This is a genomic window from Streptomyces sp. NBC_01476, assembly GCF_036227265.1.
In the GTDB taxonomy this organism is placed as follows: domain Bacteria; phylum Actinomycetota; class Actinomycetes; order Streptomycetales; family Streptomycetaceae; genus Actinacidiphila.
In genome coordinates, this window is the sequence record NZ_CP109446.1 from 2,595,027 (window position 1) to 2,610,349 (window position 15,323).

13 protein-coding genes are annotated in these 15,323 nt (G+C 73.8%); 2 read left to right on the forward strand and 11 right to left on the reverse strand.

The genetic code is table 11. The features are described 5' to 3' along the window. Positions 1-76: 76 nt before the first annotated feature. From obgE to OG552_RS11715, 7 genes are all read right to left on the reverse strand, one after another. Positions 77-1,522, reverse strand: a complete 1,446-nt coding sequence (obgE, locus tag OG552_RS11685; protein WP_329131964.1) for a GTPase ObgE — start codon at positions 1,520-1,522, stop codon at positions 77-79. Between the two features lie 137 nt (positions 1,523-1,659). Further along, positions 1,660-1,914, reverse strand: coding sequence for a 50S ribosomal protein L27 (gene rpmA, locus OG552_RS11690; protein WP_031514533.1), 255 nt, complete (start codon positions 1,912-1,914; stop codon positions 1,660-1,662). A 14-nt stretch (positions 1,915-1,928) separates the two neighbouring features. Next, a complete protein-coding gene (gene rplU / locus OG552_RS11695) occupies positions 1,929-2,249 on the reverse strand; it encodes a 50S ribosomal protein L21 (protein WP_329131966.1) in 321 nt (106 codons plus the stop codon). 240 nt (positions 2,250-2,489) lie between these two features. Continuing rightward, positions 2,490-6,941, reverse strand: a complete 4,452-nt coding sequence (locus OG552_RS11700) for an Rne/Rng family ribonuclease (RefSeq protein ID WP_329131968.1) — start codon at positions 6,939-6,941, stop codon at positions 2,490-2,492. Positions 6,942-7,157: 216 nt separating this feature from the next. Continuing rightward, the gene (locus OG552_RS11705; RefSeq protein ID WP_329131970.1) at positions 7,158-7,955 is read right to left on the reverse strand and encodes a TIGR03936 family radical SAM-associated protein; all 798 of its coding nucleotides are present in this window, start codon (positions 7,953-7,955) and stop codon (positions 7,158-7,160) included. A 320-nt stretch (positions 7,956-8,275) separates the two neighbouring features. Then, complete coding sequence (locus OG552_RS11710; protein WP_329131972.1) at positions 8,276-9,178, reverse strand: hypothetical protein; 903 nt, start codon at positions 9,176-9,178, stop codon at positions 8,276-8,278. 11 nt (positions 9,179-9,189) lie between these two features. Further along, the gene (locus OG552_RS11715) at positions 9,190-9,735 is read right to left on the reverse strand and encodes a GNAT family N-acetyltransferase (RefSeq protein ID WP_329131974.1); all 546 of its coding nucleotides are present in this window, start codon (positions 9,733-9,735) and stop codon (positions 9,190-9,192) included. A 441-nt stretch (positions 9,736-10,176) separates the two neighbouring features. Here OG552_RS11715 and lgt point away from each other — a divergent pair, with 441 nt between their 5' ends. After that, entirely contained in the window at positions 10,177-11,076 is a 900-nt protein-coding gene (gene lgt / locus OG552_RS11720; protein ID WP_329131976.1) for a prolipoprotein diacylglyceryl transferase, read from the forward strand. Between the two features lie 5 nt (positions 11,077-11,081). On the opposite strand, the gene OG552_RS11725 is transcribed toward lgt, so the two are convergent. From OG552_RS11725 to OG552_RS11740, 4 genes are read right to left on the reverse strand one after another with little or no spacing between them, the layout of a single operon-like run. Next, on the reverse strand, positions 11,082-12,803 hold the full coding sequence (locus tag OG552_RS11725) for an acyltransferase family protein (protein WP_329131979.1): 1,722 nt from the start codon (positions 12,801-12,803) through the stop codon (positions 11,082-11,084). Positions 12,804-12,831: 28 nt separating this feature from the next. Next, positions 12,832-13,230, reverse strand: a complete 399-nt coding sequence (locus tag OG552_RS11730; protein ID WP_329131981.1) for an arsenate reductase ArsC — start codon at positions 13,228-13,230, stop codon at positions 12,832-12,834. A 59-nt stretch (positions 13,231-13,289) separates the two neighbouring features. Then, on the reverse strand, positions 13,290-14,033 hold the full coding sequence (locus OG552_RS11735; RefSeq protein WP_329131983.1) for an aquaporin: 744 nt from the start codon (positions 14,031-14,033) through the stop codon (positions 13,290-13,292). Beyond that, entirely contained in the window at positions 14,030-14,401 is a 372-nt protein-coding gene (locus OG552_RS11740) for an ArsR/SmtB family transcription factor (protein ID WP_329131985.1), read from the reverse strand. The genes OG552_RS11735 and OG552_RS11740 overlap by 4 nt, the downstream gene beginning before the upstream one ends. 93 nt (positions 14,402-14,494) lie before the next feature. On the opposite strand from OG552_RS11740, the gene arsM reads away from it, so the two are divergent. Then, the gene (gene arsM, locus OG552_RS11745; protein WP_329131987.1) at positions 14,495-15,253 is read left to right on the forward strand and encodes an arsenite methyltransferase; all 759 of its coding nucleotides are present in this window, start codon (positions 14,495-14,497) and stop codon (positions 15,251-15,253) included. The last annotated feature ends 70 nt before the right edge of the window (positions 15,254-15,323 follow it).

Consider the following 15,323-nt stretch of genomic DNA (forward strand, 5'->3'; position numbering starts at 1 on the left):
CCGCACCCCCACCCCGAAGGCGCTTCGCCGGCGCTCCCGCACCCCCGCCCCGAATACGCCCCGCCTGCACCCGCGGTCAGTGCTGGAAGGGGTCGAACTCCTTGAACTCCGCGTCCACCTCGTCGCGCTCCGCCTGCTTGTCACGGCGGCGGGTGACCGCGGCGCGCGGGGCGTCGAAACGGTGATCCTCGCCGCGGCGGCCGAGCATTTCCGCGCCGGCTGCCAGGGACGGCTCCCAGTCGAAGACGACCGCGTCGTCGTCGGGGCCGATGGCGACGCCGTCGCCGGCGCGGGCGCCGGCCTTGACGAGTTCGTCCTCGACGCCGAGCCGGTTGAGACGGTCCGCGAGGTAGCCGACCGCCTCGTCGTTGGCGAAGTCCGTCTGGCGGACCCAGCGTTCGGGCTTCTCGCCACGCACCCGGTAGAGATTCTCACCCTCGTGGGTGACCGTGAAGCCCGCGTCGTCCACCGCCTGCGGCCGGATGACGACCCGGGTGGACTCCTCCACCGGCTGCGCCGCCCGCGTCTCGGCGACGATCTTCGCCAGCGCGAACGACAGCTCCTTGAGCCCTTCGTGCGAGACCGCGGACACCTCGAAGACCTGATACCCGCGGGCCTCCAGATCCGGCTTGATCATCTCGGCCAGCTCACGGCCGTCGGTGACGTCGATCTTGTTGAGCACGATGAGCCGCGGCCGGTCCTCCAGCCCCCCGTCGTACGCGCGCAGTTCCGCCTCGATGGTGTCGAGATCGCTCAGCGGGTCCCGGTCGGACTCCAGCGTCGCGGTGTCCAGCACATGCACCAGCACCGAGCAGCGCTCCACGTGCCGCAGGAACTCCAGCCCGAGCCCGCGCCCCTGGCTCGCCCCGGGGATCAGCCCGGGCACGTCCGCGATCGTGTAGACCGTCGAACCCGCGTTCACCACACCGAGGTTGGGCACCAGCGTGGTGAACGGATAGTCCGCGATCTTCGGCTTGGCCGCCGAAAGCACCGAGATCAGCGAGGACTTGCCCGCGCTCGGGTAACCGACGAGCGCCACGTCCGCGACCGTCTTCAGCTCCAGCACCACGTCCTGCGCCTGGCCGGGCTCGCCCAGCAGCGCGAAGCCGGGGGCCTTGCGGCGGGCCGAGGCCAGCGCCGCGTTGCCGAGGCCGCCGCGTCCGCCCTGGCCGGCGATGTACGTGGTGCCCTGGCCGACCAGGTCCGCCAGGACGTTGCCCTGCTTGTCCAGCACCACCGTGCCGTTGGGCACCGGCAGCACCAGGTCCGTACCGTCCTTGCCGGAGCGGTTGCCGCCCTCGCCGGGCTTGCCGTTGGTGGCCTTGCGGTGCGGGCTGTGGTGGTAGTCGAGCAGGGTGGTGACGTCCTGGTCGACCACCAGGATCACGTCCCCGCCACGTCCGCCGTTCCCGCCGTCCGGGCCGCCGAGCGGCTTGAACTTCTCCCGGTGCACGGAGGCGCAGCCGTGGCCCCCGTTACCCGCGGCGACATGCAGCTCGACGCGGTCCACGAAGGTGGTCATGGGTGCTTCCTCCAGATACGTACGGAATCGTGCGGGTTCACACGTGGTGTAACACGCCGAGGGCGGCCCCGCTTCCCGTTGCCAGGAAGCGGGGTCCGCCCTCGGAAGTGGTGCTCTGTCGCTCTACGGCGCCTGGATCAGGCGGCCGGAACGATGTTCACGACGCGACGCCCGCGCTTCGTGCCGAACTCGACCGCACCGGCCGACAGGGCGAACAGCGTGTCGTCCTTGCCGATGCCGACGCCGGAGCCCGGGTGGAAGTGGGTGCCGCGCTGGCGGACGATGATCTCACCGGCGTTGACGACCTGACCGCCGAAGCGCTTCACGCCGAGCCGCTGAGCATTGGAGTCGCGACCGTTCCGAGTGGACGATGCGCCCTTCTTGTGTGCCATCTCTCCTCAGTCCCTTACTTCGCAGCCGCGGGAATGCCGGTGATCTTCAGCGCCGTGTACTGCTGGCGGTGACCCTGGCGACGGCGGTAACCGGTCTTGTTCTTGTAGCGCAGGATGTCGATCTTCTGGCCCTTGTGGTGGTCCACGATCTCGGCCTCGACCTTGATCCCGGCGAGCACCCACGGGTCGCTGGTGACGGCTTCGCCGTCCACGACGAGCAGTGTCGAGAGCGCGACCGCGTCGCCGACCTTGCCGGTGGGAATCTTGTCAACCTCGACGATGTCGCCGACGGCCACCTTGTGCTGGCGGCCACCACTACGCACGATCGCGTACACGCGGAACTCACTCTCTCGCTCAGTCGGAACCCCTGATGCCAGCCGTCCCGGTGGTGCGCTGGGGGGCCTCTCCCGGGATGCCCGGGAGGAAAGTGCTCAGGAGAAGGCGCAGAAACGCCGAAGGTCAAGACTACGGAGTGCCTCCGGCAGGGTCAAATTCACCCGCTGGGGACACTTCGCAGCCCCTGCTCCGGCGGGCGGGTGAGGAACGCGCGTCCCTCACCGCCCACCGGTGCGGTGCTACTCCGCGGACGTGGCGGCCTTCTTGGTGGCCGCCTTCTTGGCCGTGGTCTTCTTGGCGGCTGCCTTCTTCGTGGCCGCCTTCTTCGCGGTCTTCTTGGCGGCCGCCTTGCGCGGGGCCCGCTTCTTGGGCTCCGCGTCGTCGTCCGAAGTGTCCTGCGCCGGGGCCGCGTTGGGGACGACGACAACCGCCGCGTCCTCGGCCGCGGCCGGCGAACCGGCCGGGGCGGTCACCTTGCGGGTGGCACGGCGCCGGGTACGGGTCGGGGGCTCGGTGGAGACCTCGGGCACGGACTCCGGCTCGGGGGTGACGACCACCACCGGGTCGGCCGCGACGACCACGACGGCCGCCTCGTCCGCCGCGGCCGGCGAACCGGCCGGGGCAGTGGCCTTGCGGGTGGCACGGCGCCGGGTACGGGCCGGCGGCTCGGTGGAGACCTCGGGCTCGACGTCGACGACCGGCTCGCTCACCGGCACCACGACCACGGCAGGCTCCGGCTCGCGGTCCGCGGCGGGCGGCGCGCCCGCGGGCGCGGTGGCCTTGCGGGAGCCGCGCCGGCGGCTCCGGCCCCGCGGACCCGCGGCGGCCTCCGCCTCGGCGGCGCTGCCGAACCACTCCTCCTCCGGGTCGCCCGCCGACGGCACCAGCTCCGACTCGCCGACCTCGATCGGCTCCAGCTCGGGCAGCTCGTCCTCGGTGTCCGCGTCGAGTTCCTCGGTGTCGATGACCTCGACGTCCTCGGCGTCCAGCACGTGCTCGTGATCGTGCTCGCCCGCGGCGGCGCCGGTTCCGCGCCCGCCGCGCCGCTTGCGCTTGCCGCCGCCACCGGTGGTCGTCGCCTGGTCCATGTGGACGATGACGCCGCGGCCGTTGCAGTGCACGCACGTCTCGGAGAACGACTCCAGCAGTCCCTGGCCGACCCGCTTGCGGGTCATCTGCACCAGGCCCAGCGAGGTGACCTCGGCCACCTGGTGCTTGGTCCGGTCCCGGCCCAGGCACTCCAGCAGCCGCCGCATGACCAGGTCGCGGTTGGACTCCAGCACCATGTCGATGAAGTCGATCACCACGATGCCGCCGAGGTCCCGCAGCCGCAGCTGCCGGACGATCTCCTCGGCCGCCTCCAGGTTGTTGCGGGTGACGGTCTCCTCCAGGTTGCCGCCCTGGCCGGTGAACTTGCCGGTGTTGACGTCGACCACGACCATCGCCTCGGTCTTGTCGATCACCAGCGAGCCGCCGGACGGCAGCCACACCTTGCGGTCCAGCGCCTTGAGCAGCTGCTCGTCGATGCGGTACGTCGCGAAGACGTCCACCTCCGACGTCCAGCGCGTCAGCCGGTCCACCAGGTCGGGCGCGACATTGGCGACGTACTCGTGGATCGTCGACCACGCCTCGTCGCCGCTGACGATGACCTTGGTGAAGTCCTCGTTGAAGATGTCGCGGACCACCCGCACGGTCATGTCGGGCTCGCCGTAGAGCAGCGTCGGCGCGTTCGAACTGCCGCTGCCCTTCGCCTTCTTCTGGATGTCCGACCACTGGCCCTGGAGCCGTTCGACGTCGCGGCGCAGCTCGTCCTCGCTGGCGCCCTCGGCCGCGGTGCGCACGATGACGCCGGCGTCCTCGGGGACGATCTTCTTCAGGATGGTCTTCAGCCGGGCCCGCTCGGTGTCGGGCAGCTTGCGGCTGATGCCGGTCATCGAGCCCTCGGGCACGTAGACCAGATAGCGGCCGGGCAGCGAGACCTGGCTGGTCAGGCGGGCGCCCTTGTGGCCGATCGGGTCCTTGGTGACCTGCACCAGGACCGACTGGCCGGACTTCAGCGCGGCTTCGATCCGGCGCGGGCCGCCGGAGTGGCCGAGCGCCTCGAAGTTGACCTCACCGGCGTAGAGCACCGCGTTGCGGCCCTTGCCGATGTCGACGAAGGCGGCCTCCATCGACGGCAGCACGTTCTGGACCTTGCCCAGGTAGACGTTGCCGACGTAGCTGGTGGACTGCTCCTTGTTGACGTAGTGCTCGACGAGGACGTTGTCCTCCAGCACGCCGATCTGGGTGCGCTCGCCGTTCTGCCGGACCACCATGACCCGCTCGACCGCCTCACGGCGGGCGAGGAACTCGGCCTCGGTGATGATCGGCACCCGGCGGCGGCCCTGCTCGCGGCCTTCACGGCGGCGCTGCTTCTTGGCCTCCAGGCGGGTGGAGCCCTTGATGGACTGCACCTCGTCGGCGCCGGTGCCGCCTTCGTACCGCTGGCTCGGGCGCGGCTCGCGGACCTTGACGACGGTCCGCTCCGGGTCGTCGCCGTCGGCGGTACCGCTGTCGTCGGCGGGGCCGTCGGAACCGCGGCGGCGGCGACGGCGCCGGCGGCGGCTGGAGCTGGAGCCGCCGTGGTCGTCGTCGGCCTGCTCGTCGGCGGCCTCGTCCTGCTCCTCGTCGTGCTCCGGCTCGTCCTCCTCGGACGCGCTCTCCTCGTCGTGCTCCTGCTCGGGCTCGGTGGAGTCACCGCGACGGCGGCGACGGCCGCCCCTGCGACGGCGGCGCGACGGACGCTCGTCCTCGCCCTCGCCCGTGTCGTCGGCCTCCTCCGGCTCCTCGGCGTCCTCCACCTCGGGCTCGTCGGCGACGGTGGTGGCCTCGGCCACCTGCTCGGGGGCGCCGCCACCGCCACGGCGACGGCGGCGACGGCGCGGGGTCCGGCTCTCGTGCTCGTCGGTGGCCTCGTCCTCGCCCGTGTCGTCGGCCGCCTCGTCCTCACCGGCGTCGGCCTCGGGCACGGGTACGGCGACCACCGCGGCGGGTGCCTGGAACACCGGCGGCTGGAAGACCGCCACCGCGGGGCGTCCGCCGCGCCGGCGGCCACGTCCCTGCGGCTGCTCCTCCTCGCCGCCGCGCAGTTCGATCGTCACGGACCCGAAGGGCACGCCGAACGCTTCCGCCACGGCCGCGGCGGCCTCCGCGGTCGCGTCCTCGACGGTCTCGCCGTAACCGCGGATCTCGTAGGCGTCCTGGATCTCGACGCCCCAGCCGTCCCCGTCCCGGAACGGCTTGCCGATGTACGTGCTCGGCTCGGCGTCGTCCTCGGTACGGAGGACGGCGGCGGCCTCGTCCTGCGGCGCCAGCGAACCGGGGCGCAGCCGGCGCGATCCCTCACCTGCGGAGAAGGTCGCGACGGTGTTCCCCTTCTGTCCGCGGCGCCGGGACCGGCCCTCGCCCTCGGCGGGGCGTCCGCCGGACGTCCGCCCGTTCTGGACCGGGGCGGCAGCGGGGGTGCTCGGTGCGGCCGGGGCCTCGGCAGCCTCGGCGGCGGGCGCGGGCGCGGCGCTCTGCCGGGTGGCGCGACGGCGGGCGCGCGGCGGGGCCGCGTCCTCAGCCGCGGGAGTGACGTCCTCGCTGGCGGCGGCGGCCGGAGCGCTCTCGACCACCGCTTCACCGGCAGGCGCCGGAGCAGCGGCCTGCCGGGTGGCGCGGCGGCGAGCGCGCGGCGGCGCCGCGTCCTCAGCCGCGGGAGTGACGTCCTCGCTGGCGGCGGCGGCCGGAGCGCTCTCGACCACCGCTTCACCGGCAGGCGCCGGAGCAGCGGCCTGCCGGGTGGCGCGGCGGCGAGCGCGCGGCGGGGCCGCGTCCTCAGCCGCGGGAGTGACGTCCTCGCTGGCGGCGGCCGGAGCGGCGGGCTCGGTGACCACGGTGGCGGCCTCGGCGGCGGGCGCGGGCGCGGCGCTCTGCCGGGTCGCACGGCGGCGGGCACGCGGCGGCGCGGCGTCGGTTTCGGCGGCCGGCTCATCGGCGGCTTCCGGGGCGGCCGGGGCGCTCGGGGCGGCGGCGGTCTCGCTGGTGGTCTCGGCGGGCGCCGCCGACTTCCGGGTGGCCCGGCGGCGGGCGCGGGCCGGTGCGGCCTCGGTCTCGCCTTCGGCGGCGGGAGCCTCGGCGGTCTCGTCCGGCGCGGAGGCGGCGGGCGCCCCAGCAGGTGCGGTGGCCTTACGGGTCCGCCGGGTACGGGCGGGCGCGGCGGCCTCTTCGGGTGCCGCGTCCTCGGCCGCCGCGGGCTCGGCGGCAGCCGTTGCCTTACGGGTGGCGCGGCGCCGGGCCGGCGCTGCCTCGGTCTCTTCGGTGGGGCCGCCTTCCGCCTCGGCGGCGGAAGCGGTGGCCTTACGGGTCCGGCGGGCGCGGGCCGGGGCGGGCGCCTCTTCGGTGCCGGCGCCTTCGGAGTCGGCCTCGGCGGCGGAGGCCGCGGTCTTGCGGGTGGCGCGGCGGCGCGGCGCCGGCGCCTCGGTCTCGGCGGCGCCGTCCTCCGGTGTGCTGACCTCCGGGGCCCCGGCGGGGCGGGAGGCGGCGCGACGGCGGCGGCGCGGGGCCGCGGCGTCGTCCGGTGCGGCGGCGTCCTGGCCGGAATCGGTCCGGTCGGTCTGATTGGACTGATCGGTCTGATGGGACTTGGTCGGGTCGGTCTGGTCGGGCATTCGGGCAGTGCTCCCGTCGTGCTCCCGGGCGCCGCGTCCTGTTCGGAACCGGTGGCCGCTTGGGTCGCGGGCCCGGCCTCCGGGGCGCGGTCGCCGCACGGGAGCTGCTGTGTCGCTCATCGGCCCGCCTGCGGCGGGGCCGACGAAAGTCTCATGTGGTCTGCGACGCCGGACCCGGGTGGCTCCCTGGTGCGTCGGCGACGCGTGACGCCGTATCTATGCCGAACCGGCAGGTACCGCCACAGCGTCGCGATCAGGCGCGAGCGGGTCGGTGACCGTGCCGGATTCCCCGTCGAGCGGCCCCTGCGCCAGCCTGGTCACCGCTGCGGGGACCGGCGGCGCGAGGTCGGCCGTCGCTCGGAGGCCGGACAGTACGTCGTCGGGCCGTACGGCAGGTGTCAGGTGCCGCACAACCAGCCGCAGTATCGCACAGGCGCCGTCCTGCGGCCTATCGGCACCCTGTTCGGTGGCTTCTGTGTCCTTTACTTCGTCTACTTCGTCTACTTCGCCGGCGTCCCGTTCGTCCTCGACGTCGAACCGCGTGACAGCGGCCCGGCAGTCGAAGGTGCGGATGCCGTTCTTGGTGCCGCGCTGTACTTCCACGGTCTCCGCGGCGAGGAACGCCGCGACCGCCCGTCGTGCTTCCTGCGGTGTCACACCGTCGAGCCGCAGCTGCCAGACGGATGCCTCCAGGCGCTCCACCAGGCCCGAGGTGTGTGCTTCGACCGCGTCGACGATGTCGAGCCCGGTGGGCAGTGACGCGTCGAGCAGCAGCCGCAGCTGCTCCGGATCGCGGGGCTGGGCGAGCCCGATCTCCAGATACTCCGCCTCGCTGCCGACGCCGGTGGGCGCCGCGTTCGCGTACGACACCTTCGGGTGCGGGGTGAAGCCCGCCGAGTACGCCATCGGCACATCGGCGCGGCGCAGGGCCCGCTCAAAGGCGCGCTGGAAGTCGCGGTGGCTGGTGAACCGGAGGCGGCCGCGCTTGGTGTAGCGCAGGCGGATGCGCTGCACCGTCGGTGCGGGCGGCGGGCCTTCGGGCTGTCGCTTGCCCAGTGTCGTTCAGTCCCTCGTTGTCTTCGTACGGGCGGTTGCCTGCGTACGGGCGTTGCGTGGTCGGACGCGGGAAGCGGAGCGGCTCCGCCCGCGGTCCCCCGCGGCGGACCGACCGTCGTACGGTCCATGCCCCTCGGCGCGTCCCGTACACACTCAAGGTTACGCCGCGTCGCACGACAGTCATGCCGCCCGCCCGCGGCCCTGTGGACAACCGGCCCGGGGCCCGCCCCACCGCGCCGGGTTGTCCACAGCGCAGGGCCGGGCCGCGGCCGGGCGTCTCACGGCTCCGGGGTGACCGCGGGCTCCTGCTCGGGGCCGGTGCCCTGCGGCGGAACGGCCGGCGGCCGGTGCCGGGGCGCGCCGAAGAGCGCGGTCCGGACGGTGCGGCGGGCGTCGGCGACGGCCTGGCGCACCGGGTGGAGAACGGCGCGCCGGACCCAGCGTCCGCAGACCGCGACGCCGTGGAAGAAGGGGCCGCCGGTCCACCGCCAGGCCCAGGCCACCGGGACGGCGATCAGCACCCGGAAGACGACCGCGATTCGGCGGCCGACCGCCCGGGCGACGTATCCGGCCACCCGCCACGCGGCGGCGACGGCCGATCCGATCTCGCGGCCCACGGGGATCAGGACGTGCCGGCCGAGCCACACCAGCGGCACTGCGAGGAGCACCCGCGCCAGCCACAGCAGCGCGCTGCCGACGGGGGCGAGGACGAACTGCCAGAGCGCGACGAGCGGCCGCACCAGCAGATACCCCAGCAGGAAGCCCACCGCGACGCCGGCCGCCCGCAGCACGGGGACCAGCACCCAGCGCCACAGCCAGGCCGCGGGGACGACGAGGAGCACCCGGCAGACGGGCACGACCACATACCTCCACAGCGCCTCGCACAACCGGCCGAACGCGCGCAGTGGCGGCGCCAGGACGTAGCGGCCCAAGGCCCGCAGCGCGACGGCGAGCCCCTCCCACAGCAGGCGCAGCGGCAGGACGACGATCAGCGCGACGACGCGGACCGGGATCCGGATCGCCGCCGCCAGGCAGCCGTCGGGCCGGTCGTACGGGGGCCTGTCATACGGCGACCCGGCGTACGGCGGGCGGTCGTACGGTGGCTGTTCCCCCGGAAATCCCCCCGGAAATCCCCCCGAAGGCCGGCGCGACGTCCCCTGTGGTGCCTTGTCGTGGGCCATGGCCGGTGAATCTAGCGGAGCGCCGTGGGCACCCAGAAGCGCAGTTTTCCGCCGCGTTCGTCCTCGAAGACGCCGCCGCACGCCTGGATCACCTTGCGGGAGGCGGTGTTGGTGGTGTCGCAGGTGATCAGGGCCGGGTCGACGCCGAGCCCGGCGGCGACCGGCAGGGTCGCGCGCAGCATCGCGGTCGCGTGGCCGCGGCGCCGCGCCGAGGGCCGCATGTCGTAGCCGATGTGGCCGCCGTACTCGCGCAGGAACGTGGTGAGGCGGTGGCGTACCGAGATCCGGCCGAGGAATTCGTCGCCCTCGGCCCACCACAGGTTGGTGCACGGCACGAAGCCCGCCGGCCGCGCCCCGCCCGGATCGGCCTCGGCGCGCTGTGCCGCGGCGTACTCGGCGAAGACCGCCGGGTCCTGCCAGCGCCGCGACCACATCCGCAGGTCCCGGCCGACCATCGAGTTGTCCGACGCCTCGCCGCGCCGCTCGGCGGCGAACTCCGCCATGGCGGCGAGGAAGGAGCGGTGGACGCGGGGGTCGGGCGCGATGAGCTGCGGCATCGTCCCAGTCTGCCGGGGCGCTTCCGGGCGGGCCAGCGGTTCGGCGGCGTCGTCCGGAACGGCCCGGAACGGCCGGGACCGCCGGGACCGCCGGGACCGCCGGGACCGCCGGGACCGCCGGGACCGCCGGGAAGCGTACGGCGCGGCGCGCGACGGGCCCGTGCGACGCCAGGGGGGCGTCCAGGGAGGCGCCAGGAGCGGCGCCCGGTGCGCCCGGTGCAGCGCCCGGTGCGCCACCCGGCGTGCCGCCAGGAGTGGCGTCGGTCACAGTGCCGGACCGCCGCGCCCAGCGGTCACCCGCGGGCGGGGCCACTTCGGCGGCGGGGGGCAGCAGTTGGGGGCAGCGGGGCCACTCGACGACGCGGCACGACACGGTACGACGCGGCACGACGATCATCCCGGCCCCTTCCCCTCCGCGGGCACCGACGTATCGTCGACAGCGTGCTGCTCGCCTCCCTCCCGTCCCCGTCGACGAACGGCTTCCACATCGGACCGCTCTTCGTCCACTTCTACGCGCTCGCGTACCTCGTCGGCATCGTGCTCGCCGTGGCCGTCGGGCGGCGCCGCTGGAAGGCCGTGGGCGGCGATCCGGTCCTCGTCGACGACATGGCGCTGTGGGGGGTGCCGTTCGGCATCCTCGGCGGCCGGCTCTACTTCGACCTGACCACCCCGAAGGACATCCCGCCGCACTGGTGGGGTCCGCTGGCGGTGTGGGACGGCGGGCTGGGCATCTGGGGCGGGGTCGCGCTGGCCACCGTGGTCTGCGTCTGGCGGCTGCGCGCGGTCGGCGCCCGGGTGCCGCTGATGATGGACGCCCTCGCCCCGTGCCTGCTGATCGCGCAGGCGGTCGGCCGGATCGGCAACTACTTCAACCAGGAGCTCTTCGGCGGACCGACGAGCCTCCCCTGGGGTCTGCGGATCTCCCCCGCCTTCCGCCCGCCCGGCTATCTGCAGGACACCACCTTCCACCCCACCTTCCTCTACGAGCTGGTCTGGGACCTGCTGCTGGCCGGCGTCCTGATCTGGCTGGGCCGGACCGGGAAGGTCAGGCCCGGCGGCCTCTTCGCGCTGTACGTGGCGGGCTACTCCGCCTTCCGCATCTTTGAGGAGTCGCTGCGGGTCGACTACTCCCAGCACTTCCTCGGACTGCGGCTCAATTCGTACATCGCCACCGCCGTGGCGTTGGCCGGGCTGGTCTGGTTCGCCGTCCTCCAGCGCCGCGCCGCCGCGCCCGCTGCTCCCTCCGCGGTACCGGAGAAGGAACCGGAAACGGAACCGGAGACGGGCGAGGCTTCCGGGCGGCACGACGGCGAGGCGGTCCCCGCGCACCCGGACCGCTGACCGGATCAGCCGGACATGGGGTGGCCGCCGAGGTCGGCGCCGTAGCGGGTGAGCAGTTCCCGGCCGAGCAGCGGGGCCAGGGCCTCGGCGTAGGACTCGGCCAGGTGGCTGTCGTCGCGGTAGACGAAGGTGTCCCCCACCACCACGGGACAGGTCCCGTCGGGGCCGCAGAGCCAGGGCAGCGGGTCGAGCACGGAGACGCCGGTGCGCGCCGCCGCGTCCCTGATCTCGGCCGGCTTGGCGGGATCGTGGCGTGCCCTGGTCACGTCGGAGGAGCAGTTCGCCAGGGCCAGCGGATAGGACGCGGCGCAGTCGACCGCGTCGCGCTCCGGCCAGGGGGTGTCGATGAGGGCCAGCACCTCGGCCCCGCTCCGCTTGAGCGACCGGTACGTCCGCCCGAAGCCGTCGGTCCACTGGCGGTGCGGATCCCTGGCCGGGCGGAACGGGTCGCCGGCGTCCGAGGAGGCGGCGATCACCAGCGCGGGGCGCAACCGGGCGATCCTGGCCGGCGCGTTGGCGCGCCAGCGGTCGCAGGAGCCGTAGGGCTGGTGCTGGTTGACGATGGTGACGGCGGCGACCTTGCAGGATGCCTTGGTCAGCGAGACCAGTTTCCAGTGATGCTCCTTCGCCAGCCGGTCCAGCGCCGGGAACCACTGGGCGGCGTGCGAGTCGCCGAAGAGGACGACGGTCCTGGCCGCGGTCCGGTCACCGTAGACGCAGGGCGGGGTGGCGGTGCTCCCGTAGCCGAGGTGGCAGCCGTCCCGGTAGACCGCGGACTGCCGGTCCTTGATCGCGGTCAGTGCCGGTGCCAGATTGCCGGGCAGGCTGTCGCCTGCCGTGGTCAGCAGTTCGGTCAGCCGGGCCTGCGGATCGGCGGCGCGGGCCAGTGCGTCCGCCAGCCGCGGCGCCGGCTTCCCCGAGCTGATCGGCGGCGGGAAACCGGCCCCGACCAGCGCCGTCAGCGCGGCGCCCACCGACAGTCCCGCCCCCAGCCTCAGGCCGCGCCCCGGCCGGCCGCGGAACACCGGGTGGAAGCGCACCGGGTTCTCCACCAGGTGCAGTGTCAGCCAGGCCGGCCCGAGCGCGACCGCGCAGCACGCGAGGCCGAGCCAGACGGTCGGCGGCCGGTTCAGCGCCATCGGCACGATCACCAGCAGCGGCCAGTGCCACAGGTACCAGCTGTACGACAGGCCGCCGATCCAGGTCACCGGCCGCAGCGACAGCAGCGGCCCGGCACCGTACCTGGCGGGGACAGCGCCGCCCGCCAGCACCAGCGCGGCGCCGAGCACCGGCACGAGCGCGTACCAGCCGGGGAACGGGGTGCTGTCGTCGAACCACAGGGCCGCGCCGGCCGCCATGCCGAGACCGGCCCAGGTCATCGGCCCGGCGAGCCACCCGGGCAGCTGCCGCAGCCGGCCCGCGAAGACGGCAAGCAGGGCGCCGGTACCGAGTTCCCAGAAGCGGGTGTGGGAGCCGAAGTACGCCCAGGAGGCGGAGGTTTCGGTCACCGCCACATTCAGTGCGAAGGAGACCGCGCACAGCGTGACGAGGGGCACGACCCGCAGCCAGGTCCGCCGGACCGCCCTCCAGGTGAGCAGCAGGACCAGCGGCCAGAGCAGGTAGAACTGCTCCTCGACCGCGAGCGACCAGAAGTGCTGGAACGGTGAGGGCGGGCTGTCCGCGTTGAGGTAGTCGGTGCCAGAGACCGCGAGCCGGAAGTTCACCACGTAGAAGAGACTCCCGGCGGTTGCCCCGTCAGGCCAGGATCTCCGCGAGCAGGCCGCGGATCCGCCGTTCGATCTCGTCGCGGATCGGGCGCACCGCTTCGACGCCCTGCCCGGCCGGGTCCGCCAACTGCCAGTCCAGGTAACGCTTTCCGGGGAAGACCGGGCATGCGTCGCCGCAGCCCATGGTGATCACGACGTCGGACGCCCGGACCGCCTCGACGGTGAGCACCTTGGGGGTCTCGGCGGAGATGTCGATGCCGGCCTCGGCCATCGCGGCGACGACGGCCGGGTTGACGGCGCCGGCCGGCGTGGACCCGGCGGAGCGGACCTCGACCGCGTCGCCGGCCAGGTGGGTGAGGAAGGCCGCGGCCATCTGGGAGCGGCCTGCGTTGTGGACACAGACGAAGAGCACGGAGGGAGCGGACACGGCGGATCTCTTTCTGATGGCGGGTTCGGCGGGGGGAGTTCGCGGGCGGCGCCCAGGATTCACCCGGCGGCGGCGGTGAGTTCGACGTCGCCGTGCGCCGCGGCGGGCGCCTGCGCGGTGCGGGCGGTCCGGCCGCCGAAGAGCGCCGCGGTGAGCGCCAGGCCCAGCGCCGCGCCGCCGAGTTGCGCGGCGACGAAGGGCCCCACCGAGGCGGGGGCGATTCCGGCGAAGGTGTCGGTGAACGCCCGGCCGACGGTGACCGCGGGGTTCGCGAAGGCGGTGGAGGAGGTGAACCAGTACGCGGCGCCGATGAACGAGCCCACCGCGGCCGGCGCCATCGAACCACGGCCGGTACGGCCAAGGCCGAGGACCAGCAGCACCAGCCCCGCGGTCGCCACCGCCTCGGCGAGCCACAGATGCCCCGCGGACCGGTCGTGCCCGGACCACGCCACCAGCGGCTCGGCGAACATCGCGTCGGCCAGCACCGCTCCGCCGACCGCGCCGGCGATCTGCGCGGGCACGTACCCGGCCAGTTCCCTTACGGTCAGGCCGTCGCCGGTCCGGCGGCCGGTGAACCAGGACGCGGCGGAGACCACCGGGTTGAAGTGCGCGCCGGAGACCGGGCCGAGCAGCGCGATCAGCACGCCGAGGCCGAGGGCGGTGGCCAGCGAGTTGGCCAGCAGTTGCACGCCCGCGTCCGCGGAGAGCCGGCCGGCCTGGATACCGGAGCCGACCACCACCGTGACCAGCCCCGCGGTCCCCACCGCTTCCGCCGCCACCCGGCGGGCCAGGGGCGCGGTCATGCCGTCGGCGCCACGGCCTGCGGGACGCGCAGCAGCGCGGCGAGCCGTTCCAGGGCCGCGGGCAGCGCCCAGTAGTAGACCCAGGTGCCGCGCCGCTCGCAGTCGACGAGACCGGCCTGGCGCAGCAGCTTCAGGTGGTGCGAGATCGTCGGCTGGGAGAGGTCGAAGGCGGGCGTCAGCTCGCAGACACAGACCTCCCCGCCCTCCCGTGAGGCGATCATCGACAGCAGTCGCAGCCGTACCGGATCGCCCAGCGCCTTGAAGACCCGCGCGAGGTCGGCGGCCTGTTCCTCGTCCAGCGGCGCGGACGACAGACCGCCGCAGCAGCCGTCGGGCCTGCCGAGCACCACCAGTTCTTGTTTCGACATGCTTCTATCTTGACGTTCTTCGATACAAGAAGCAACCTTGAATCCACAAACGTCAATACAGGCCGTTCACGGCCCTCCTGGAGAGGAACGATCATGAGCGAGCAGACCGACGACCTGCGAGAGACCGTCCGCAGGCGCTACGCGGCAGCCGCCATCGAGGTCACCGGCGGCGGCAGCGGATGCTGCGGCCCGCAGCTCGCACAGCCCGACCGGGTCTTCGGATCCACCCTCTACGGCGCCGAGGAGCAGGACGCCCTCCCCGCGGAGGCGGTCGCCGCCTCCCTCGGCTGCGGCAACCCCACCGCGGTCGCCGACCTCCAAGAGGGCGACCGCGTCCTCGACCTGGGCTCCGGCGGCGGCATCGACGTACTGCTCTCCGCCCGCCGGGTCGGCCCCACCGGCATGGCGTACGGGCTGGACATGACCGACGAGATGCTCGCCCTCGCCGTCGCCAACCAGCGGACGGCGGGCGCGACGAACGTGCGGTTCCTCAAGGGCACCATCGAGGCCATCCCGCTGCCGGCCGGGACGATCGACGTCGTCATCTCCAACTGCGTGATCAACCTGTCCACCGACAAGCCCGCCGTCTTCGCCGAGACCTTCCGGGTCCTCGCCCCCGGCGGCCGCGTCGGCGTCTCCGACGTCATCGCCGACGACGAACTCACCCCGGCCCAGCGGGCCGAGCGCGGGGACTACGCCGGCTGTATCGCCGGCGCGCTGTCCTTCACCGAATACCGGCACGGTCTGGCCGCCGCCGGCTTCACCGACATCCGCATCACTCCGACCCACCCGGTTGCCGACGGTCTGCATTCGGCAATCATCCGGGCCGTCAGGCCGGCCGTCACCGCATAGGGCCTCCTGGTCGATCCGAACGGCCAGGGCGGGGAATTCGGGCGCGCCGCGAAAATTCACACCGGGAGGC